Genomic DNA, 23,033 nt, shown 5'->3' with positions numbered 1-23,033 from the left:
GAATGAGCGACAGTCCAGAGCGAATATCGCTGGCCGGCCGTCTCAGGAACAACTTCCTAACCGGCCTGATCATCTGCGCGCCGCTCGCCATCACCATCTGGCTCACCTTCACCTTCATCGACTGGGCGGATAGCTGGGTCACGCCCTATATTCCGCAGCGCTACGACCCCCAATATTACTTCAACATCACCATTCCCGGCACCGGCCTGCTGATTGCGGTGGTGCTCATCACCATCATCGGCTTTCTCGGCAAGAACCTGATCGGCCGCTCGATCGTCAAGTTCGGCGAATCGATCCTGCACCGGATGCCGCTGATCCGCAGCATTTATAAGAGCATCAAACAGATCTTCGAGACGGTGCTGAAGGAACAGTCGACCTCCTTCAAGAGATGCGGGCTGATCGAGTTTCCGAGCCCGGGCATGTGGGCGCTGGTCTTCATTTCCGGCGACGCGCAGGGAGAGATCGCGGCAAAGCTCAATGCGGACGGTGAGGAAATGGTCGGCGTCTTCCTGCCCCCGACCCCGGTCCCGACCGCCGGTTTCCTGATGTTCGTGCCGAAGAGCAAGATCATCATGCTCGACATGACGCCGGAAGAAGGCGCCAAGCTGCTGATATCGGGTGGCCTCATCGCGCCGGACTACAAGCCCGTCCCCGGCGCCCCGACCGCCGTCCTGCCGGCCCCGAAAATGCAGGCCTAACCGGCTCTCAGGAACCGGATCGCCTCGTCGCGGCGGTGCAGGTAAAGCAGCACGCGCATGTTCTGGCCGCGCTCGCTGGTGAGTTCCGGATCCCGCTCCAGCAGATAGGCCGCATCCTTCCGGGCAATTTCCAGCAGGTCCGCGTGCGCTTCCAGGCTGGCGATCCGGAAGCCGGGCGTGCCGGACTGGCGGGTGCCGAGCAGCTCGCCTTCGCCGCGCAGTTTCAGATCCTCTTCGGCGATCAGAAAACCGTCCTCGCTGTCGCGCAGGATCGAAAGCCGCGCCCGGCCGGTTTCGCTGAGCGGCCCCTTGTAGAGCAGGATACAGGTCGAAGCCTCGTCGCCGCGCCCCACACGGCCGCGCAACTGGTGCAGCTGGGCAAGCCCGAACCGCTCGGCATGTTCGATGACCATGATCGTCGCATCCGGCACGTCGACGCCGACTTCGACCACGGTGGTCGCGACCAGCAACCGGATTTCGCCAGTCTTGAAGGCGCTCATCACCGCGTCCTTCTCAGGCCCGCTCATCCGCCCGTGGATCAACCCGACATCACGGCCGAGCTCCCTGGCGAGAACCGCATAACGCTCCTCCGCCGACATCAGGTCGGAGACATCGGATTCCTCGACAAGCGGGCAGATCCAATAGGCTTTTTTTCCTTCGCCGATCGCGCCGCGCAGCCGGGCGACGATGTCGCCGATCCGTTCGGTGGGGATGGTGACGGTCTGGATCGGCTTGCGGCCGGCAGGTTTTTCGGTGAGCTTCGAGACGTCCATATCTCCGAAGGCGGCGAGCACCAGAGTGCGGGGAATGGGCGTCGCGGTCATGACAAGCATATGCGGGGAAATGCCCTTGGCGGTCAGCCGAAGGCGCTGATGCACGCCGAACCGATGCTGCTCGTCCACCACGGCGAGCATCAGATTGTGATAGTTGATCGCGTCTTGAAAGAGCGCGTGGGTGCCGACGATGATCTGCGCTTCGCCAGACGCAATCCGCTCGATGATCTGGTCGCGCTCTCGCCCCTTGGTGCGGCCGGTCAGTACCTCGACCGCTACGCCTGCAGCACCTGCGAGCTTGGAGATCGTCGAATAATGCTGGCGGGCGAGGATTTCGGTCGGCGCCATCAGCACCGCCTGGCCACCGGCCTCCACGGCCGCGGACATGGCGAGCAGCGCCACCAGCGTCTTGCCGGCCCCGACATCGCCCTGCAGCAGCCGCAGCATGCGGTCTTCGCCGGCCATGTCCTTGATGACGTCCTCGACAGCCGCCTTTTGGCTGGGCGTCAGCGAGAAAGGGAGGTTGGCGATGATCTTTGCGGCGAGATCGCCCTTGACGCGGATCGGCTGGCCCGGGACCTTGCGCACCCTCTGGCGCACCAGCGACAGGGACACCTGGCCGGCGAGAAACTCGTCATAGGCGAGCCGCCGACGGGCAGGGGCCTGCGGATCGATATCCGCCGCGTCGCGCGGATCGTGCAGCCCGCGAAAGGCCTCCGCCACCGACGGAAAACCCTGGCGCACGGTCAGCGCCGCATCCGCCCATTCCGGCAGTTCCGGCATGCGGGCGACGGCACCGTCGATCGTCTTGCGCAGCACTTTCGGCGTCAGGCCGGCCGTCATCGGGTATACCGGTTCCACCAGCGGCAGGTTTTCAGCCTCGGAGGATTTGACGATGAAATCCGGGTGCACCATCGAGGGGCGGCCGTTGAACCAGTCAACCTTGCCGCTCACCATCACCATCTCGTCGATCGGCAGCGACTTTTCCAGCCAATTGCCTTTTGCCCGGAAGAAGGTGAGCGCCAGCTCGCCCGTATCGTCGTGCAGGAAGACGCGATAGGGCATATTGGACTTGCCGGGCGGTGGCGGCTGATGGCGGTCGACCCGGCCTTCGATGGTGACAATGGCGCCCTGTGGCGAAAGCGCGATGCCCGGCCGGTTGCGCCGGTCGATCAGAGAGGAGGGAGCATGGAAGAGCAGGTCCACGACACGACAATCGTCCGGGTCCTCGCGGCCGGTGACGCGGGCGATCAGTTCGGCAAGCTTCGGCCCGACACCGGCAAGCGAGGCGACGGGCGAGAACAGCGGATCGAGTATGGCGGGACGCATGGCGCGCAAAATGCGATGGATTTTGCCCATTTGGCAAGGTGACGAGGGCGGAAAAGCGTCCTATATGAACGGCAAAACAAGGACACGGCCATGACAGGACTATCCCGCACCAGCGCGGATCTCGACCCGCGCCGCAGGCGCATCCTCTATCGCTGCTGGCATCGCGGCATCCGGGAAATGGACCTGGTTCTCGGGAGTTTTGCGGAAGCCGAGATCGGCAGGCTCAGGGAAGCCGAACTCGACGAATTCGAAGCGATCATGGGCGAGGACGATCACGACCTGCATGCCTGGATCACCGGTGCTCAAGCTTTACCCGAGCACAGGAAGACGCCGCTTTTTGCGCGTGTCGCTGCCTATAACCCGGATTTCGATCCTGTCACCAAGGCTTCCCTGGAAGCAAGGCTCGGGCACAAGATATGAATTCTGGCCCGATGATTCCCGGATTCGACGCGAAGAAGATCGCCGCGGCGCAAACCCCGCTGACCATAGGCAACGTGCCGCCGGGCATGGAGCCGCTGATCCTTGCCGAGCTCGCCCGCGCCGGCCAGGCGGTCGCCTATGTCATGTCGGACGGCCAGCGCATGTTCGATCTGGAACAGATGCTGTCCTTCGTGGCGCCGGAAATCCCGGTCCTGACACTGCCTGCCTGGGACTGTCTTCCCTATGACCGCGTTTCCCCGAGCGCCGATGTCTCCGCCCGCAGACTGGCTGCGCTGTCGGGCCTCATCTCGCATGCCAGGAAGCCGCATGCGGCGATCGTGCTCGTCACAGTCAATGCCATGCTGCAGAAGATCGCTCCTGCCGAGATCATCGAAAGCCTCGCCTTTTCCGCCAAGCCCGGCAACCAGATCCGCATGGACGATATCGCGGCGCGGCTGGAGCGCAATGGGTTCGAGCGCGTCGCGACGGTTCGCGAAGTCGGCGAATTCGCCGTGCGCGGCGGCATTCTCGACGTCTTCGTGCCGGGCACGGAGGAGCCGGTACGCCTCGATTTCTTCGGGGATACGCTGGAATCGATCCGCTCGTTCGATCCCGCCAGCCAGCGCACCACCGGCCAGGCGCGTGCCCTCGACCTCAATCCGATGAGCGAGGTGACGCTGACGCCGGACACGATCAGCCGCTTCCGCAAGAACTACCTCTCCCTCTTCGGCGCTGCGACCCGTGACGACGCTCTCTATCAGGCAGTCTCCGAAGGCCGGCGCTACCCCGGTATGGAACACTGGCTGCCGCTGTTCTACGACGGTCTCGAAACCGCCTTCGATTACTTCAAGGGTTTCCGGATCGTCACCGACCACACGGCGCGCGAAGCGGCCGGCGAGCGTTCGAAACTGGTGCTGGACTATTACGAGGCACGGCGCGACAGCGGCACCCAGGGCAAGGGTGCGGCCGCCCAGGCGGCGCCCTACAAGCCGGTTTCACCGGGTCAGCTCTACCTCGAAAGCAAAGCCTTTGCCGCGGCGCTCGACGCCGTCAACGCGGTGCGCCTGACGCCGTTCAACGAGATGGATGCGGAAGGTCGCCGGGTGGTGACCTTGGATGCGCATGCCGGTCCGCGCTGGGCGAAAAACCAGACGGAGGAAAAGGACCGCGACGAACGGGTCAACGTCTTCGACCTCGTCGTCAAGCATATCGCCGACAAGCGCGCCGAGGGCGCCAAGGTTCTTGTCACCGGCTGGTCCGCCGGCTCGCTCGACCGGCTGCTGCAGGTGCTCGACGAGCGCGGGCTGAAGCGCATCAACCAGATCGACAAGCTTGCCGATCTCGACAAGCTGGAAAAAGGCGAGGCGGCTTCCGCGGTCCTCAGCCTGGAGGCCGGTTTCGAGACGGGCAATATCGTCGTCATCGGCGAGCAGGACATTCTCGGCGACCGCATGGTCCGCCGCGGCAAGCGCCGCAAGCGCGGCGCCAATTTCCTGACCGAAGTCGCCGGCCTCGACGAAGGTTCTCTGGTCGTCCATGCGGAGCATGGCATCGGCAAATTCGTCGGCCTGGTGACGATCGAGGCCGCCGGCGCCCCGCGCGCCTGCCTGGAACTCCACTATGCCGACCAGGCAAAACTCTTCCTGCCGGTCGAGAATATCGATCTCCTGTCGCGCTACGGCTCGGATGCGGCGGAAGCCCAGCTCGACAGGCTTGGCGGCGGCGCCTGGCAGGCCCGCAAGGCGAAGCTCAAGAAACGCCTGCTCGATATGGCGGACGCGCTGATCCGCATCGCGGCCACCCGCATCACCCGCCGCGCCCCGGTTCTGACCACGCCGGAAGGGCTCTACGACGAATTCGCCGCCCGCTTCCCCTATGACGAGACCGAGGACCAGGCGACGGCGATCGATTCCGTGCGCGACGACCTCGGCGCCGGCCGGCCGATGGACCGCCTCGTCTGCGGCGACGTCGGTTTCGGCAAGACGGAAGTGGCGCTGCGCGCCGCCTTCTTCGCGGCGATGAACGGCGCGCAGGTCGCGGTCGTCGTGCCGACCACGCTTCTCTCCCGCCAGCACTTTAAGACGTTTCGCGAGCGTTTTCGCGGGCTGCCGATCAAGGTCGAGCAGGCGTCGCGGCTGGTACCCGCCAAGGAACTGACCCAGACCAAGAAGGACATTTCCGACGGCAAGGTCGATATCGTCGTCGGCACCCATGCGCTGCTCGGCGCCGGCATCCAGTTCGCCAATCTCGGCCTGCTGATCATCGACGAGGAACAGCATTTCGGCGTCAAGCACAAGGAACGGCTGAAGGAGCTGAAGAGCGACGTGCATGTCCTGACGCTTTCGGCAACGCCGATCCCGCGCACGCTGCAGCTCGCCATGACGGGCGTTCGCGAACTGTCGCTGATCACCACGCCGCCGGTCGACCGCATGGCGGTCCGCACCTTCATCTCGCCCTTCGATCCGCTGGTCATCCGCGAGACGCTGATGCGCGAACATTATCGCGGCGGCCAGAGTTTCTACGTCTGCCCGCGGCTTGCAGACCTGCCGGAAATCCAGGCTTTCCTACAGTCGGACGTGCCGGAACTGAAGGTCGCGGTTGCCCATGGCCAGATGGCGGCAGGCGAGCTCGAAGACATCATGAATGCCTTCTACGACGGCAAATACGATGTGCTTCTGTCGACCACGATCGTCGAATCCGGCCTCGACGTGCCGACCGCCAATACGCTGATCGTCCACCGCGCCGACATGTTCGGCCTGGCGCAGCTTTATCAGCTCCGAGGCCGTGTCGGCCGTTCCAAGGTGCGCGCCTTCGCGCTCTTCACGCTACCGGTCAACAAGCAACTGACGACCACCGCCGAGCGCCGCCTGAAGGTGCTGCAGTCGCTCGACACGCTCGGCGCCGGTTTCCAGCTCGCCAGCCACGACCTCGACATCCGCGGCGCCGGCAATCTGCTCGGCGAAGAGCAGTCAGGCCATATCAAGGAAGTCGGCTTCGAGCTCTACCAGCAGATGCTGGAGGAAGCCGTGGCGGAGGTGAAGGGCGACGACGAGATCACCGACACCGGCTGGTCGCCGCAGATTTCCGTCGGCATCACGGTGATGATCCCGGAAAGCTACGTGCCCGACCTGCATCTGCGCATGGGCCTCTACCGCCGTCTCGGCGAAGTCACGGACCTGTCCGAGATCGATGGTTTCGGCGCGGAAATGGTCGATCGTTTCGGCCCGATGCCGGTCGAGGTGCAGAACCTGCTGAAGGTGGTCTACATCAAGTCGCTCTGCCGCAAGGCCAATGTCGAGAAGCTCGATGCCGGCCCCAAGGGTATCGTCGTCACCTTCCGCGACAAGCAGTTCCCGAACCCGGCCAATCTTGTCGGTTATATCGCCAAGCAGGGGACGCTCGCAAAGATCCGCCCTGACCACAGCGTCTTCCTTACCCGCGACCTGCCGTCCCCCGAAAAGCGGCTGACGGCCGCAGCCCAGGTGATGACCCAGTTCGCGGAACTGGCTAAATCGTGATTATGTGTCGGATTTATTGTCGGGGACGGTGACTACGGCGGCTTGCTGATCCGTCGCGACGGACGCGGGCAGGCGCACGTCGCGTGCCCGCTCGCGGGCGAGCGTCAGGAGGCCGGAACCGATGATCAGCACGATGCCGATCAACATCGGCAGGTCGACCCTGTCGCCGAAGACGAGATAGCCGAACAGGATGGCCCAGAGCATCTGGCTGTATTGGGTCGGCCCGATCACCGCGGCGGGCGCGTAGTTGGCGGCATACATCAGCCAGACGGTGGCCAGTGCCGCCAGCAGGCCGTATCCGGCAAGCATGGCCCATTGCGGAAGGGTCGGCCAGTGGAAGTCCGGGATCATCAGGATGCCGAGGATGACGAGAACGCCAAGGACGCCGGCGCCGTAAAGCGAGATGTGCTTTTCGGACGGCCCGACTGCGCGATAGACGATGATCGAGATCGCCCCGGAAAATCCGGCAAAAACCGCGCCGACATGCCCGATCGAAAGTTCGCGGAAACCGGGGCGCAAAATGACCAGAACGCCGACGAAGCCGATGATCACGGCGCTCCAGCGCCGGATTCCGACCGTCTCCTTGAGGAACAGCACCGACATGATCGTCACGAAGGAAGGCAGCAGGAAGATCAGCGCAAAGGCTTCCGCCATCGACAGGTAGGTGAAGGCAGCGACACTGCCGATCGTCCCCACGGCCGCGGAGAAGAAGCGCAGGACCCATAACGGCCGGTTGGTGCTTCGCACCACGTCGAGCCAGCTGTCGCCTGGTTTCATGAGATAGGGAAAACCGGCGAGCATGAAGACGGCGCCGAAAAAGCCCATTTCATAGGGTGTCAGTGCGCCCTCGATCATCTTGACGCTGGCATCGCTCCAGGAATAGGCGGCAAAGGAGGCGAAGGCGAGAAGAACGCCCCTCAGGGTCTGGTCGGTACGCACGCGGTCGGTCCGTTCTCAGATCATGCCCTTGCGGGCTTCCGCCTTCAGCTTGGCGATTTCTCGCAGCGCATTGGCAAGCACATCCGGCGTCTGGGCACCGCTCACCGCATACTGCCCGTCGATGATGAAGAACGGCACGCCAGTCACGCCCATCTTCTGGGCGGCCTCGATCTCCCCAAGGACGGTGTCCTTGTCGGCGTCGCTTGCCAGAAGGTTCTCGATGACCTTGCGGTCCAGGCCCGATTGTTCGGCGATATCGGCGAGCACTGCGTGGTCGCCGACATTGCGGCCTTCCTCGAAATTCGCCTTGAACAGGGCGGTCGCGACCTTGTCCTGAATTTGACGATCCTCGACGATTGCCCAATGCAGCAGGCGATGGGCATCGAGCGTGTTGGGGCCGATCTTGATCGCCTCGAAGTTATAGTTGATGCCGACTTCTTCGCCGAGTTTCTTCAGCATGTCGTGGGCGCGTTCGACGGCATCTTTGCCGCCGAGCTTGGCGGCAAGGTCGGCCTGATGGTCGACGCCCTCGGGCGGATGGTCCGGGTTCAGCCGATAAGGGCGCCAGTTGATATCAACGCCGATCTCGTCCTGCACTTCGGCAACCGCCAGTTCCATCCGCGCCTTGCCGAGGTAACACCAAGGGCAGACGATATCCGAAACGATGTCGATGGTTACGCGCTCCATGGCGGCGTCCTTTCTTCGGTAACCGGAAGAGACCGGATTATTGCGCCCGCTTATCCCACCAAGTGTTGAGCTGGTAGCCATAGAGCGGGAGCTTTTCCGGATAACCGATATGCTTGCGACGCGCCACCCACTGATCGGGGATATGATAGAGCGGAACGAGATAGTGACCGGAAATCAGCATCCGGTCGTAAGCCCGTACGGCAGCCTCGAAATCCTCCTTGCTGCGAACGGTCAGCATGGTCTCGATCAGCTTGTCGAGATCGGGATCCGCAGTGCCGGCAAAATTGAAACTGCCGTCGCGATTGCGGGAATCCGATCCCCAGCGCCCGGCCTGTTCGATGCCCGGCGACAGTGACGCGGGATAGGATTTGACGATCATGTCATAGTCGAAATTGCCGGAGCGGGCCTGATACTGGGCATCGTCGACGGTGCGGATCGACATGTCGACGCCGATCATCTTCAGCGTCCGCTGATAGGCGATCGCGAGCTTTTCCTGGTCCTGGGTCTGGGTCATGACCTCGAAGGTCAACGGCCTGCCCGAAGCGTCCGTCATCCTGCCGTTCTTGATCGCATAACCGCCCTTCCTGAGGAGGTCGACTGCATCGCGCAATACTTTGCGGTCCGCGCCGGAAGCGTCGGTCTTCGGCAGATGATAACTGCCGTCGAGCACCGCCGGCTCGATTCTCTGCTTGATGGCCCCGAGGATCTTGAGCTCCCGCTCGTCCGCCGGCTTCCCGAGCGAGGAGAGGGGCGAGTTCTGCCAGAAGCTTTCCGTGCGGGTATAGGCGCCCTCGAAGAGGTTCTTGTTGGCCCATTCGAAATCGAAGGCGAGCGACAGGCCGGCGCGCACGTTCACGTCGGCGAAGAGCGCTCTTCTCGTATTGAACACGAAACCGAGCATGCCGGTCGGCAGCTGCGGCTTGAACGCATCCTTGATCACGTCGCCGTTCTGGACCGCCGGGAAATCATAGGCCCGCGCCCAATGTGTCGGGCTGCCATCGGGATAGATGTCGATCGCGCCCTTCTTGAAGGCCTCGAACAACGTGTTGTCCTGCAGGAAATATTCGACGCTGATCTGATCGTAATTGTCGAAACCCACCTTGGCCGGAATATCCTTGCCCCAGTAGCCCGGATCCCGTTCATAAACGATGCGTTCTCCGGGCGAAATGGATTTGATCCGGTAAGGGCCGGAGCCGACCGGCGGCTTCAGCGTCGACTGATCGAAGGTGGCCGGATCGGTTGCGTGTTTCGGCAGGATCGGGGTGCCGGTGGCGAGGATCAACGGAAATTCCCGGTCGGCCTTTTCGTTGAAGGTCAGACGGACGCTGTGCTCGCCGATCTTCTCCATTTTCGCGACGGGCGCCAATCGGGACGAGAATGGAATGCGGGCCTTGTCGCGCAACAGTTCGAACGAAAAGATCACATCATCCGGAGTGACCGGTTGGCCATCCGACCATTTCGCCTTCGGATTGAGATTGAACTGGATGAAGGTCCGGTCGTCATTCCATTCGACACTCTCGGCTAGCAGCCCGTAGAGCGTGAACGGCTCGTCGCTGGAACGTGTCATCAGCGATTCGAAGATCAGATTGCCGAAAGCCGGGTCCCAGATGCCGCGCGCCGAGGTGCGCATGCTTTTCAGGATGAACGGATTGAGGCTGTCGAATGTGCCGACGACGCCATAGGTTATACGCCCGCCCTTCTTCACGTCCGGGTTCACGTAAGGGAAATGTTTGTAGTCGGGCCTAAGCGCCGGACTGCCGTGCATGGCTATCCCGTGGACCGGTTCGGCAAGGACCGGAGTGCCGATAAGAAGCGCGGCGATGAGGGGAAGAAAGCGTCGCATGGGACCCATGGCGGTGAAATCCTCGCTGATTCGCCTGCAAAATAGCGCATGCCATGAGGCCAACCAACCGCCGCGATGTGCAAAAGAGTGATCGTCGACGTTAACTCCTTGTCAAAAAATACGAAAGAGGGACTGGATATCGATGTCCGCCCGATGTAACAGGTTGGCCACACGGGCGGGTCATTCAATTGCCTCATTTGACCGACAGGTCACAGGCAGTAGGACACCCCGAGGGAGTTGACGGCGTCTGCCGTACCCAGCGGATTTCAGGAGACGGATCTCGTTATGATGCTTAAGGCAACCCAAGTTCTGCGGACGGCGATGTCCGTTCTCGCTCTTTCGGCCGGCGCAGCAGCGCTGCCGGTCGCAGCCCTTGCACAGGATGCTCCGGCCGCGGCCGCTCCTGGTGCACCGCCGCTCGGCTGGTTCAAGACCTGCACCAAGCAGGACGACAGCGATCTCTGCGTCGTGCAGAACATCATTGCCGCCCAGAACGGTCAGCTCATCACCGCCGTCGGCCTGATCACGGTCGAAGGCAAGGTCAACCGCAAGATCATGCAGGTTTCGGTACCGACCGCGCGCCTCGTGCCGCCCGGCATCGTCATGCAGATCGACGGCGGCAAGGGCCAGAAGCTCGATTACATCGTTTGCCTTCCGGACAAGTGCACCGCCGAAGTGCCGCTGACCGACGCCATGATCGCCAGCCTCAAGAAGGGCGGCGAGGTGGTCTTCACGTCGATCAACTTCCGCCGCGCTCCGAACCCGATCAAGGTTCCGCTCACCGGCTTCACCGGCGTATTCGACGGTCCGGCCATGCCGCAGGAACAGATCGCTCAAAGCCAGCGCAGCCTCGAAGAAGGCATGCAGCGCAAGGCGGAAGAGACCCGCAAGAAGCTGGAAGACGCCCAGAACTCTGCAAAGCAGGGTCAGTAAGTTCCAGTCGGAACCAAACAGCTTAAAGCCCGGCCATGCGCCGGGCTTTCTGATTCCGGACATAAAAAAGCGCCGGCAGAATGCCGACGCCTTTCCGGGTCTTGCGAATTCGGGTTAGTGGGCCAGTATGATCTTGGGCTTCAACTGACCGGATGGGCCGCGATCGAAGATCTGGTAGACCTGCGGATTGCGCAGCGGGGCATCGTTTTCGTCATGTTCCAGGTTCTGCTCCGAGACATAGGCGACATACTCCGTCTCGTCATTCTCCGCGAGGAGATGATAGAAGGGCTGGTCCTTGTTCGGCCGGATTTCCGCGGGAATGGAATTCCACCATTCTTCCGTATTTGCGAATTCCGGATCCACATCGAACACGACGCCCCGGAACGGAAAGACCTTGTGGCGGACCACTTCTCCGATGGTAAATTTAGCGTGGCGTTGTTTCATGGTGCGATGTCCTTTCGCATCCTAATGTGGGAATAAAATTCTCCGACATCAAGAGATTAATGCAGACCGGCCCGCTTCGTTCCACGGGATAGACTTAAGACTTAGTCAGCCTCCGCGGCCGGGTCGTCGCCAGAACTATGCCGCCGAGCACCAGAACGATGCCGACCGCGTGATATCTTTCAAAAGTCTCGCCGAGGAATATCACCGCCATGACGATAGAGACCGGCGGCATCATGTAGAGCGTCACTCCCGCCGTCGCCGGGCCAAATATCCTCACCGTATGCTGAAAGCAGTAGAACGCTGCGAGCGAGGCAAACAGGATGATGCCGGCAATCTTCGACCAGGCTGAAAACGTCGTCGGCAGCAGTCCGCCATGGAAGAGTTCCCAGAGCGCCGGGGGCAGCAGGAGGAGCGACCCGGAAAAGCCGATCAGCGCGAACAGGGTGAATGGCCGGATCGCCTGGGCCGCCGGGCGGCGCAGCAGGAGCGAATAGATCGCAAAGGCGATCGCCGCCACGAGCATGCCGAGGTCGCCGACATTGAAATTCATGTGCGCCAGGGCGCCGAGATCGCCCCGCAGCACGATCGCCGCCACGCCGGCGAATGCGACCGCCATGCCCAGAAGCTCGCGGCCGCCGATCCGGCGGCCGGAAAACTGCCATTCGAAAAGGATGATGAACAGCGATGAGGTCGTGTAGATCAGCGTCGCATTCGATGCCGTCGTCAGCGTCAGCGCCCAATAAACGAAGCCGCCGCTGATGCCGATGCTCAGGAAACCCAGCCACAGCCAGAGCCAGGTATGCCGGCGCACAAAGGTCCAGGCAGCCGCCCAGTCGAGATACAGCAGCGGCACGATGATCAGCGTTGCTCCGGCCCAGCGGATGAAGGCGGTGATGAACGGCCCGATCTCGCCGATCACGCCGCGCCCGAAGACCAGGTTGCTGGAAAAGAACACGGGCACGAGCGCGAAGATCACCCAGTCGATCGGGCGCGGTTGTGGAGAGTTGGGGGAGGTCATCGGCACACCGGCAATGGAGGCGCAAGCCACAAGGCTCGGCGAAATGGAAAACGGCGGGCTTGCGGCCCGCCGTTCTTAACGCAGCCAAGCGCGGAAATCGCGCCCAGGCGGATCAGGCCGAATAGTACATGTCGAACTCGACCGGATGCGGCGTCATTTCGAAGCGCATGACTTCCACCATCTTGAGCTCGATATAGGCGTCGATCTGGTCGTCGTCGAAGACGCCGCCGGCGGTTAGGAACTTGCGGTCGCGATCGAGGTTTTCGAGCGCTTCGCGCAAGGAACCGCAGACGGTCGGGATCTTCTTCAGTTCCTTCGGCGGCAGGTCGTAGAGATCCTTGTCCATAGCCTTGCCGGGATGGATCTTGTTCTTGATGCCGTCGAGGCCGGCCATCAGCATGGCGGCAAAGGCAAGATAGGGGTTTGCCAGCGGATCCGGGAAGCGGACTTCGACGCGCTTCGACTTCGGTCCTGTGCCGAAGGGAATGCGGCAGGAGGCCGAGCGGTTGCGAGCCGAGTAAGCGAGCAGAACCGGCGCTTCATAACCCGGGACGAGACGCTTGTAGGAATTCGTCGTCGGGTTGGTGAAGGCGTTGATCGCCTTGGCATGCTTGATGATGCCGCCGATATAGAAGAGGCAGCTCTCGGAAAGGCCGGCATATTCGTCGCCGGCGAAGGTCGGCTTGCCGTCCTTCCAGATCGACTGGTGCACGTGCATGCCCGAGCCGTTGTCGCCGAAGATCGGCTTCGGCATGAAGGTCGCGGTCTTGCCATAGGCATTGGCGACCTGGTGCACGACATACTTGTAGATCTGGATCTTGTCGGCGTTGCGCACCAGGGTGTCGAACTTGACGCCGAGCTCGTGCTGGGCGGAAGCCACTTCGTGGTGATGCTTTTCGACGACCACGCCCATTTCGGCGAGCACGGTCAGCATTTCGGAGCGCATGTCCTGCAGGCTGTCGACCGGCGGAACCGGGAAGTAGCCGCCCTTGACGCGCGGACGGTGGCCGAGATTGCCGGTCTCGTAGTCCGTGTCGTCGTTGGACGGCAGTTCGGACGAATCGAGCTTGAAGCCGGTATTGTAAGGATCGGCCTTGTACTTGACGTCGTCGAACACGAAGAATTCCGGCTCCGGGCCGACAAACACGGTATCGCCGATGCCCGATGCCTTCAGATAGGCTTCGGCCTTCTTGGCGGTGCCGCGCGGATCGCGGTTGTAGGCTTCGCCCGAAATCGGATCGAGGATGTCGCAGAAGATGACCATGGTCGACTGGGCAAAGAACGGATCCATGTGGACCGTCGCCGGGTCGGGCATCAGCACCATGTCCGACTCATTGATGGCCTTCCAGCCGCCGATCGAGGAACCGTCGAACATGACGCCATCGGCGAACATGTCCTCATCGACGCAGACGACGTCCATGGTCACATGCTGCAGCTTGCCCTTGGGGTCGGTAAAGCGCAGGTCCACGAACTTGACGTCGTTTTCCTTGATTTGTTTCATGATTTCGCTTGCGCTCGTCATATGGCCTCCTCGATGTACGATGACGATGAAACCCCGGCCTTTGGCCCTAGGGCGTTTATTGGGGGCGTTTAGATGGCGTCCACGCCCGTTTCACCGGTGCGGATGCGGATGACTTCCTCCACATTGGAAACGAATATCTTGCCGTCTCCAATCCGTCCAGTCTGTGCCGCATTGCGGATGGCTTCAATGACGGCATCCGCGTTCTCGTCCGCCAGGACGACCTCAACTTTGACCTTCGGCAGAAAATCGACGACGTACTCCGCGCCGCGATAGAGCTCGGTATGGCCCTTCTGGCGGCCAAAGCCCTTGGCTTCGGTCACTGTGATCCCCTGCAAACCGACTTCCTGAAGGGCTTCCTTCACTTCGTCGAGCTTGAAAGGCTTGATGATCGCTTCGATCTTTTTCATGAGAAACTATATCTCCGCTTCTCTCTTGAAGCAGGCCGTTACCCGCTCGCACATGCCAATGCAGTTATCGTGCCAAACTCGGACGACACTTTCAAAAAAATAATGCGGTTTTGCCCTAATTCCCTACAAAACAGCAGCTTCAGTGACAAAATTGCTTCCGTTTTTCTCACAATTGGTGCGTTGCGGCACAAGAATCGGAGTTTTTTGAAGTTTTTCCTCTAGTTAAGCATTGTCGAATATACTGCGGGTGAGGATGTAAATTTAGGCATTTGCACAATTTTTTGCCTATTTGACGGGCCAGACGGCGCTTGTTTTCTGATCATCTTTCCGTTCAATTGCGCCTATGGATGCTTCGCTTGTCTCATTGCTTTTGACACCCGACGAGATGGCAGCGGCGGACGCCGCCTCTGCCCGATCCGGCATTCCGTCGTTCGCTCTGATGGAGCGGGCAGGGCAGGCGGTTGCGGCGGCCGCACTCCGGCAATTTCCCGGCGCCTTGCGTTTTGTCGTGCTCTGCGGCCCCGGAAACAATGGCGGCGACGGATATGTAGCGGCCCGCGCACTTGGCCAAGCCGGCGCGCCTGTTCGCGTCCACCATCTCGGCGACCCCCAGAAGCTGAAGGGCGATGCCAGGCAGGCGCGCGAGCTCTGCGACCTGCCGTCTGAACCGCTCCAGGCCTACCGGCCGATGGCGGGCGACGTGGTGGTCGATGCGCTGTTCGGCGCCGGTCTGACGCGCGACGTGCCCGACATCGTCGCGGATGTGATCCGCTGGGTTGGCGAGGCGCGGATACCGGTTATCGCCGTCGACCTGCCTTCCGGTCTCTGCGGAAGGCGTGGCGTACCGCTCGGCGCCGCCTTCCAAGCCGCCCATTCGGTCACCTTCATGACCCGAAAGCCGGGCCACCTTCTGCTGCCGGGAAGGTCGCTCTGCGGTGATGTCGAGGTTTTCGATATCGGCATTCCGGCCCGCATCATCCGTGAGGTTGCCGGCGAGACGCGGGAAAACGGACCCTCGCTTTGGCGCGAACTCCTGGCTGAACCGGGGAGCGAGACCCATAAATACCGCCGCGGACATCTGGCCGTGTTTTCCGGGGAGGCCGGCAAGACCGGAGCGGCTCGGCTTTCGGCGACGGCGGGCCTGAAGGCAGGGGCAGGGCTGGTGACCGTCGGTTCGCCGAGCGCTGCCATGCCGGTCAATGCAGCCTCGCTGACTGCGATCATGCTGCATCCGGTCGATACGGTGAAAGATCTGGAAAACTGGCTTGGTTCGGCAAAACTCGCGGCTTTCGTGCTCGGGCCGGGCTTCGGCATCGGCAAGAAAACAAGACAATTCGCGCTGGCGCTGAAAGATCGCCCGCTGGTGCTCGATGCCGACGGGATCACCTCCTTTAAGGAAAAGCCCTCGGACCTGTTCGATGCCTTTGCCGGCGGGGAGCCCCATCTGGTGCTGACCCCGCACGAGGGCGAATTCGCCCGCCTATTTCCTGACATCGTCGCGGATGACAACCTGAGCAAGATGGAAAAGGCGGTGGCGGCTTCCGCCCGCGCCCATGCCGCCATTGTCTACAAGGGCGCCGATACGGTGATCGCCAGCCCCGATGGACGCGCCTATATCAATACCAACGGACCGCCGTGGCTCGCGACTGCCGGTTCCGGCGACGTTCTGGCCGGCATGATCGGCGCATTGCTCGCCCAAGGCATGCCCGCCTTCGAGGCAGCCGCGGCAGGCGTCTATCTGCATGGCGAAGCCGGCAAGCGGGCGGGCAGGGGCATGACGGCCGAAGATCTCGCCGTCCATGCCGGCATCGGCCTGGATCCCTAGCTTCTGCTTTCCAGGAGTTCGCGCATCGCCATCGCGCCATAGGGCGCGTTCACCTTGCCCTCGTGGATGAAGAAGGCGAAAACGTCGCGCGGCTCCTTCTTCGGCTTGTGTTTGTCATCGACCAGCGGCAGGTCGTCCGGCACGCTGCCTTCTGCCCAGGTTTCCAGCCTTTTCGCCCAGGCTTTCATATCCTCTTCCGCATAACAGGTCTTGATATCGTCCGACCCCTTCTGCAGGCGCGCGTAGACGAAATCCGCCGTGACATCCGCGATCATCGGATAGTCGAAATGGTCTGCACAGACGGGCGCGATGTTGTATTTCGTAAGCAGCGCGATGAATTCCGGCACCTTGAACGTGTCGTTGCGGACCTCGACCACATGGGTCAGCTTCAGCCCGTCCAGCTTGTTCGGCAGCAGTTTCAGGAAGGCCTCGAAATCATCCGCTTCGAACTTCTTGGTCGGTGCGAACTGCCAGAGCAACGGCCCGAGATGGTCGCCAAGCTCGGTCAGGCCCTGAGTCAGGAATTTCTCAATCGAGTCTCCCGCTTCGGCCAGGACCTTGCGGTTGGTGGTGAAGCGGCTCGCCTTCAGCGAAAAGATGAATCCGTCCGGCACTTCCGATGCCCATTTGGCGAAGGTCTCGGGCTTTTGCGACCCGTAATAGGTGCCGTTAACCTCGATGACCTTCAGCTTGCTGGCGGCGTATTCGAGCTGTTTCTTTTTCGCCAGTTTTTCAGGATAGAATGTGCCTTCCCACGGCTCGAAGGTCCAGCCGCCGATGCCCGTGCGTATTGTGCCGGCTTTGGTCATGAATTGCCTCCCTTGTGCGGAGGTTCACTCCGCCGCTTCCACCTTCTTCATCGGCCGCCGCTCCAGCAGTTCCTTCAGGAAATGGCCGGTATAGGACCGCTTTTCCTTGACGATCTGCTCGGGCGTGCCGGCCGCGATCACTTCGCCGCCGCCGGTGCCGCCTTCCGGGCCGATATCGATGATCCAGTCGGCCGTCTTAATGACCTCGAGATTGTGCTCGATGACCACCACCGAATTGCCTTGGTTCACCAGTTCCTGCAGCATTTCCAGAAGCTTGGCGACGTCGTGGAAATGCAGGCCGGTCGTCGGCTCGTCGAGGATATAAAGCGTGCGCCCCGTCGAACGTTTCGACAATTCCTTGGCTAGCTTGACGCGCTGCGCCTCGCCACCCGAAAGCGTATTGGCCTGCTGGCCGACCTTGATGTAGCCGAGGCCGACATCGAAAAGCGATTGCAGCTTGTCGCGAACCGCCGGCACCGCCGAGAAGAATTCGACGCCTTCCTCGACCGTCATGTCGAGCACGTCGGCGATCGATTTGCCCTTGAAGGTGACGTCGAGCGTCTCGCGATTGTAGCGCTTGCCGTGGCAGACGTCGCAGGTGACGTAGACGTCCGGCAGGAAGTGCATCTCGATCTTGATGACGCCGTCGCCCTGGCAGGCCTCACAGCGGCCGCCCTTGACGTTGAACGAGAAGCGGCCCGGCTGGTATCCGCGGGCTTTTGCCTCCGGCAGGCCGGCAAACCAGTCGCGGATCGGCGTGAAGGCGCCGGTATAGGTGGCGGGGTTTGAACGCGGCGTCCGGCCGATCGGGGACTGGTCGATATCGATCACCTTGTCGATATGTTCAAAACCGTCGATCCTGTCGTGCTCTGCCGGGATTTCGCGGGCGCCCATGACGCGGCGCGCGGCGGATTTGTAAAGCGTCTCGATCAGGAAGGTCGACTTGCCGCCGCCGGACACGCCTGTCACAGCGGTGAACACGCCGAGCGGAATGGCTGCCGTGACATTCTTGAGGTTGTTGCCGCGGGCGCCAAAAACCTTGATTTCCTTGCCCTTTTTCGGCTTGCGGCGCTCGGCCGGTACCGGCACGCCGAGCTCGCCCGACAGATATTTGCCGGTCAGCGATTTCGGATTGGCCATCACCTCGTTGGGCGTGCCTTCGGCCACCACCTGTCCGCCATGGATGCCGGCTGCCGGGCCGATATCGACGACGTAGTCGGCACTCATGATCGCGTCTTCGTCATGCTCGACAACAATCACCGTATTGCCGATGTCGCGCAGGTGTTTCAGCGTGTCGAGCAGGCGGGCATTGTCGCGCTGGTGCAGGCCGATCGACGGCTCATCGAGCACGTAGAGCACGCCGGTCAGGCCGGAGCCGATCTGCGAGGCGAGCCGGATGCGCTGGCTTTCGCCGCCGGAGAGCGTGCCGGAATTGCGCGAGAGGCTGAGATAATCGAGGCCGACATCGTTCAGGAACCGCAGGCGCTCGCGGATCTCTTTCAGAATGCGGACCGCGATCTCGTTCTGCTTGGCGTTCAACTGTTCCGGCAGCACCTCGAACCAGTCGCGGGCGATCCGGATCGACATCTCGGTGACCTGGCCGATATGCAGCTTGTTGATCTTTACGGCGAGTGCCTCCGGCTTCAGGCGATAGCCGTTGCAGGCCGGGCAGGGGGCTGCCGACATGTACCGTTCGATCTCCTCGCGCGCCCAGGCGCTGTCGGTTTCCTTCCAGCGGCGCTCGAGGTTCGGCACGATGCCTTCGAAATTCTTGACCGTCTTGTAGGAGCGGGCGCCGTCGGCATAGTGGAATTCGATCTTTTCCTCGGTGCCCTCGAGGATGGCTTTCTGCGCCTCCGCAGAAAGCTCGTTCCAGCGGCTGGACAGCTTGAAATCGAAAACCTTGCCCAGTGCTTCGAGCGTCTGATTGTAATAGGGCGAAGTGGATTTCGCCCATGGCGCAATCGCGCCGTCGCGCAGCGTCCGGGCAGGTTCCGGCACGATCAGCGCTTCATCCACCTTCTGCTGTGAGCCGAGACCGTCGCAGGTCGGGCAGGCGCCAAAGGGATTGTTGAACGAAAACAGCCGCGGCTCGATTTCCGAAATGGTGAATCCGGAAACGGGGCAGGCGAATTTTTCAGAAAACAGCACCCGTTCGTGCGTTTCGTTGAGGGATTTGTTGGCGGATCCGCCGGCCGAAGTCTCTTCCGGCGGCAGCGGCTTGTCGGCGAATTCGGCGACCGCCAGCCCGTCTGCCAGTTTCAGCGAGGTTTCAAGGCTGTCCGCCAGGCGCGCGGCAATATCGGAGCGGACCACGAGCCGGTCCACGACGATATCGATATCGTGCTTGTATTTCTTGTCGAGCGCCGGAACATCGGCGATCTCGTAGAACTGGCCGTCGACCTTGACGCGCTGGAACCCCTTCTTCATCAGGTCGGCGAGTTCTTTTTTATACTCGCCTTTGCGCCCGCGGATCATTGGTGCCAGAATATAAAGACGCGTGCCTTCCTCGAAGGCTAGGATGCGGTCGACCATCTGGCTGACCGTCTGGCTTTCGATCGGCAGGCCGGTCGCCGGCGAATAGGGCACCCCGACGCGCGCAAAAAGCAGGCGCATATAATCGTAGATTTCGGTGACCGTGCCGACCGTCGAGCGCGGATTGCGCGACGTCGTCTTCTGCTCGATCGAGATCGCCGGCGAAAGCCCGTCGATCTGGTCGACATCCGGCTTCTGCATCATTTCCAGGAACTGGCGCGCATAGGCCGAAAGGCTTTCGACGTAACGCCGCTGGCCCTCCGCATAGATCGTGTCGAAGGCGAGCGACGACTTGCCCGAACCGGACAGGCCGGTCATGACGATCAGCGAATTGCGGGGCAAATCGAGATCGATGCCCTTCAAATTATGCTCGCGCGCACCACGTATGGAAATGCTCTTCAGTTCGCTCATCTTCATGCTCTCGGGAGGATCGAAGGCCCTTATGTAGTGATTGATCCACGACTGTCGAGACGAAACTGCTGCCATGCAACGCCGTTCCCGAGTCGGTTGACAGCACTATAGGAATAAAATAGAACAAATAAAGAACAAATTTGCCTGTGGATTAAAGATCGCAAAAACCCAATGGCTGGGCCCGATGGGCTAGAGTGCCGCGATTGATTTTTGGTGCCGTTACCGGGCGGCAGATGAGGTGATGAATATGGCTGGTAGTGTGAACAAGGTAATCCTGGTGGGGAATGTGGGGGCTGATCCTGAAATCCGCCGGACGCAGGACGGCCGGCCGATCGCCAATCTTCGCATCGCCACGTCCGAAACCTGGCGCGATCGCAACAATGGCGAACGCCGCGAGAAGACCGAATGGCATACTGTCGTCGTCTTCAACGAAGGTCTCTGCAAGGTCGTAGAGCAATACGTGAAGAAGGGCGCCAAGCTCTATATCGAAGGCGCGCTGCAGACCCGCAAGTGGCAGGACCAGACCGGCAACGACCGCTATTCGACGGAAATCGTGCTTCAGGGCTTCAACTCGACGCTGACCATGCTGGATGGCCGCGGCGAGGGCGGCGGTGACCGTGCTGGTTTCGGCGGTGGCGGTGGCGGCGGCAATCGTGTCGGCAGCGATTTCGGCGGCAACGATTTTGGCGGCGGCGACGATTACGAGCGCCGGCCCGCTGCGGGCGGCGCGAGCCGCGGCGCTCCGTCCTCCGGTGGTCAACCGGCCGGCGGCAATTTCTCGCGCGATCTCGACGACGACATCCCGTTCTGATCGATCGGTCGGCATCGATTTATGAAACGGCAGCTGCCTGAATTATCGATCAGGCGGCTGCCTTGTCGGCGAGCATCGCGACCAGGACGTCCGATTGCGAGAGAATGCCGACCAATTTGTTGTTTTCGCGGGTTACCGGCAGGTAGTGCAGCCCCTCCTCGGCGAAGATGACGATTGCGTCCGCGATCGGTGTGGCCGGGCCAACCGTCCTGACAGGCGCTGTCATGATATCCTTGACCGTGTCGTTCGGTGCGCTGGCGCCCGACAGGACGAGGCGCACACGTTGGGCAAAACCGATTTTCGGCCGGCCTCTCGTCCAGTTCGCCTTGTCGAGAAAATCTGTCTGGGTGACGATCCCCACCACTTCCGCCCTGTCGTTGGTAACCGGCAGGGCCTTGAAATGGTGGGCGCGCATCAGGTCGTGCGCCTCCTTCAGGGTATTGTCGGGTGCGACCGCCACCACATCGCGCGACATAATGCTGGCGCAATCGAGATGGCCGGCGCGCCGGCGATAGGAGCGCAATTCCGTCCGTCGCAGGATCGTTTCGAGGTCGTCGCGATCGATATCCAGGAACTCGTCGTATTCTTTCAGGACATCGTCGAGGTCGGCGGAGGTAAAGCCGATGCGCTGGATCGAGGCGGGATCGGTCGTGCCGTGATCGGCTGCCGGCTTGGCCGCGTGCGGGTACCGACGTCCCGTCAGATTGTTGAAGGCCAGCGCGAGCAGCAGCAGGGCCAGCGAATTGCCGGCGACGGGCCAGATCACGAAACCATATCCGAGTTCGTGGATGGCCGGCCCACCCAGCACCGCGGTCAGCGCGATCGCCCCGCTTGGGGGATGCAGGCAGCGAAGCGTCATCATCGCGGCGATGGCAACGGCGATTGCCACCGCCGAGGCCAGGAAGGGGTCGGGTATCAAAAGCGCGGCGGTCACGCCGACAAGAGCGGCGACGATATTGCCGCCAAGGATCGACCACGGCTGTGCGAGCGGGCTGGAAGGCACCGCAAACAACAGCACGGCCGAAGCCCCCATGGGGGCGACCAGTGCCGGAAGCGTTGCATCTGCCTTCAAAGCCAGGCTTCCCAGCAGTCCCGTCACCAGAATGCCCACGAGCGCGCCAAGTGCGGCACGCAATCTTTCCTTGGGGCTGACGGGGGTGGCTTCCGGCAGGAGCCGGCGCAACATGCGGCGCATCATGGAGACCTTCGAGTGAGGTGAGATGAATCGCGTTTTAGCAGAAAATTCCGCTCTGTCGCCCAGGTCTTACCTAACGCTGGGTCCCACGCGAAGAGTGCGGGCCTAAAGATTGAGGGCCGACCGCACCCCGTCGACGACGAACTGAACGGAGAGCGCCGCGAGGATCACGCCGAGCAGACGGGTGAGGATCGCCCTTCCGGTGACCCCGAGGAAACGGTCGAGCCGTTCGGCGACCAGAAGCGTTGCGTAGACGAGCAGCATGATCAGCGCGATGACGCCGATGAAAAGCGCCCGATCGAGAACGCCGGGCAGGGTGCCGGAAAGCAGGACGGTAGCCGATATCGCGCCCGGTCCGGCAATCAGCGGCAGCGCCAGCGGAAACACCGCGATGTTGTGGATGTGGTCGATGGTGATCGCCGCCTGGGATGTCTTCTCCTTTCGCTCCTGGCGTTTCTCGAACACCATTTCGAAGGAGATCCAGAAGAGCAGCAGGCCGCCGGCAATGCGGAAGGCACCGATCGATATGCCAAGCAACCCGAGCACGCTCGAACCGAACAGCGCGAAGACGGCGAGGATACCGAAGGCGATCAGCGATCCTCGGAAGGCGACCTGGCGGCGCTGGAGGGCGGTCATGCCGACGGTCAAGCCCAGAAAAACCGGCGCCAGACCGGGCGGGTCGAGTGTCACGAGCATCGTGGTCAGGGCATTGACCAGCATATCGGGGGTCGCCATATCCTCTCCCTGTCAGGCTGCAATCCTTGCAGTCGCATGCGAAGATTGTTAGGACAGGCCGGCAGCGAAAGAAAGCCCACCCCGTCAGCGTCACGGCATGTTTCGACCTTGTTCAAAAGCCGTGTTAAAGCCGCAAAAGCTGTTCAAAACCATTGTGGAAATTGGCGCTCGGAACCGCTTT

The 23,033-nt window shown here is 61.8% G+C and carries 18 protein-coding genes; 6 read left to right on the top strand and 12 right to left on the bottom strand.

Going from position 1 to position 23,033, the window contains the following annotated elements; genetic code table 11:
- Positions 1 to 2 precede the first annotated feature (2 nt).
- Complete coding sequence (locus C5J22_RS10815) at positions 3 to 698, top strand: DUF502 domain-containing protein (RefSeq protein ID WP_046633667.1); 696 nt, start codon at positions 3 to 5, stop codon at positions 696 to 698.
- Here the strand turns inward: C5J22_RS10815 and recG are convergent.
- Entirely contained in the window at positions 695 to 2,800 is a 2,106-nt protein-coding gene (gene recG, locus C5J22_RS10810; protein ID WP_105438504.1) for an ATP-dependent DNA helicase RecG, read from the bottom strand. The genes C5J22_RS10815 and recG overlap by 4 nt on opposite strands.
- 90 nt (positions 2,801 to 2,890) lie before the next feature.
- On the opposite strand from recG, the gene C5J22_RS10805 reads away from it, so the two are divergent.
- Together C5J22_RS10805 and mfd are read left to right on the top strand one after the other, a co-directional pair.
- Positions 2,891 to 3,220 carry a succinate dehydrogenase assembly factor 2 gene (locus tag C5J22_RS10805; protein WP_105438230.1) on the top strand — a complete coding sequence of 110 codons (330 nt, stop codon included), beginning with the start codon at positions 2,891 to 2,893 and terminating at the stop codon, positions 3,218 to 3,220.
- An 11-nt stretch (positions 3,221 to 3,231) separates the two neighbouring features.
- Positions 3,232 to 6,738, top strand: coding sequence for a transcription-repair coupling factor (gene mfd, locus C5J22_RS10800; protein ID WP_105438503.1), 3,507 nt, complete (start codon positions 3,232 to 3,234; stop codon positions 6,736 to 6,738).
- Here the strand turns inward: mfd and C5J22_RS10795 are convergent, their stop codons facing one another.
- The 3 genes from C5J22_RS10795 to C5J22_RS10785 are packed head-to-tail and all read right to left on the bottom strand — an operon-like array spanning position 6,739 to position 10,207.
- Positions 6,739 to 7,677, bottom strand: coding sequence for a DMT family transporter (locus C5J22_RS10795; RefSeq protein WP_105438229.1), 939 nt, complete (start codon positions 7,675 to 7,677; stop codon positions 6,739 to 6,741).
- Between the two features lie 15 nt (positions 7,678 to 7,692).
- A complete protein-coding gene (locus tag C5J22_RS10790; protein ID WP_105438228.1) occupies positions 7,693 to 8,364 on the bottom strand; it encodes a DsbA family oxidoreductase in 672 nt (223 codons plus the stop codon).
- Between the two features lie 37 nt (positions 8,365 to 8,401).
- Complete coding sequence (locus tag C5J22_RS10785) at positions 8,402 to 10,207, bottom strand: extracellular solute-binding protein (RefSeq protein WP_105438502.1); 1,806 nt, start codon at positions 10,205 to 10,207, stop codon at positions 8,402 to 8,404.
- 285 nt (positions 10,208 to 10,492) lie between these two features.
- Here C5J22_RS10785 and C5J22_RS10780 point away from each other — a divergent pair, with 285 nt between their 5' ends.
- Positions 10,493 to 11,140, top strand: a complete 648-nt coding sequence (locus tag C5J22_RS10780; RefSeq protein ID WP_105438227.1) for an invasion associated locus B family protein — start codon at positions 10,493 to 10,495, stop codon at positions 11,138 to 11,140.
- Positions 11,141 to 11,254: 114 nt separating this feature from the next.
- Here C5J22_RS10780 and hspQ read toward each other — a convergent pair whose 3' ends face one another.
- The 4 genes from hspQ to C5J22_RS10760 form a co-directional block, all read right to left on the bottom strand.
- Complete coding sequence (gene hspQ, locus C5J22_RS10775; protein WP_046667651.1) at positions 11,255 to 11,584, bottom strand: heat shock protein HspQ; 330 nt, start codon at positions 11,582 to 11,584, stop codon at positions 11,255 to 11,257.
- 94 nt (positions 11,585 to 11,678) lie between these two features.
- The gene (locus C5J22_RS10770) at positions 11,679 to 12,602 is read right to left on the bottom strand and encodes a DMT family transporter (RefSeq protein WP_105438226.1); all 924 of its coding nucleotides are present in this window, start codon (positions 12,600 to 12,602) and stop codon (positions 11,679 to 11,681) included.
- A 112-nt stretch (positions 12,603 to 12,714) separates the two neighbouring features.
- The gene (glnA, locus tag C5J22_RS10765) at positions 12,715 to 14,124 is read right to left on the bottom strand and encodes a type I glutamate--ammonia ligase (RefSeq protein WP_037087011.1); all 1,410 of its coding nucleotides are present in this window, start codon (positions 14,122 to 14,124) and stop codon (positions 12,715 to 12,717) included.
- Between the two features lie 68 nt (positions 14,125 to 14,192).
- The gene (locus C5J22_RS10760) at positions 14,193 to 14,531 is read right to left on the bottom strand and encodes a P-II family nitrogen regulator (protein WP_007753933.1); all 339 of its coding nucleotides are present in this window, start codon (positions 14,529 to 14,531) and stop codon (positions 14,193 to 14,195) included.
- A gap of 343 nt (positions 14,532 to 14,874) precedes the next feature.
- Here C5J22_RS10760 and C5J22_RS10755 point away from each other — a divergent pair, with 343 nt between their 5' ends.
- Positions 14,875 to 16,356 (top strand): NAD(P)H-hydrate dehydratase, encoded by a 1,482-nt coding sequence (locus tag C5J22_RS10755; RefSeq protein ID WP_105438225.1) that lies wholly within the window; start codon positions 14,875 to 14,877, stop codon positions 16,354 to 16,356.
- On the opposite strand, the gene C5J22_RS10750 is transcribed toward C5J22_RS10755, so the two are convergent.
- On the bottom strand, positions 16,353 to 17,165 hold the full coding sequence (locus tag C5J22_RS10750; RefSeq protein WP_105438224.1) for a DUF72 domain-containing protein: 813 nt from the start codon (positions 17,163 to 17,165) through the stop codon (positions 16,353 to 16,355). The genes C5J22_RS10755 and C5J22_RS10750 overlap by 4 nt on opposite strands.
- Before the next feature lie 24 nt (positions 17,166 to 17,189).
- On the bottom strand, positions 17,190 to 20,111 hold the full coding sequence (gene uvrA, locus C5J22_RS10745) for an excinuclease ABC subunit UvrA (RefSeq protein WP_105415785.1): 2,922 nt from the start codon (positions 20,109 to 20,111) through the stop codon (positions 17,190 to 17,192).
- Between the two features lie 247 nt (positions 20,112 to 20,358).
- On the opposite strand from uvrA, the gene C5J22_RS10740 reads away from it, so the two are divergent.
- A complete protein-coding gene (locus tag C5J22_RS10740; RefSeq protein ID WP_105400989.1) occupies positions 20,359 to 20,922 on the top strand; it encodes a single-stranded DNA-binding protein in 564 nt (187 codons plus the stop codon).
- 49 nt (positions 20,923 to 20,971) lie between these two features.
- Here the strand turns inward: C5J22_RS10740 and C5J22_RS10735 are convergent, their stop codons facing one another.
- Both C5J22_RS10735 and C5J22_RS10730 read right to left on the bottom strand, forming a co-directional pair.
- Positions 20,972 to 22,117 (bottom strand): HPP family protein, encoded by a 1,146-nt coding sequence (locus C5J22_RS10735; protein WP_105438501.1) that lies wholly within the window; start codon positions 22,115 to 22,117, stop codon positions 20,972 to 20,974.
- A 105-nt stretch (positions 22,118 to 22,222) separates the two neighbouring features.
- Positions 22,223 to 22,852, bottom strand: coding sequence for a MarC family protein (locus C5J22_RS10730; RefSeq protein ID WP_105438223.1), 630 nt, complete (start codon positions 22,850 to 22,852; stop codon positions 22,223 to 22,225).
- Positions 22,853 to 23,033 lie beyond the last annotated feature (181 nt).

The organism is Neorhizobium sp. T25_13 (assembly GCF_002968675.1).
In the GTDB taxonomy this organism is placed as follows: domain Bacteria; phylum Pseudomonadota; class Alphaproteobacteria; order Rhizobiales; family Rhizobiaceae; genus Neorhizobium; species Neorhizobium tomejilense.
Note: the sequence above shows the minus strand (reverse complement) of the source record. Positions and strands in the feature narration are given on the sequence as shown.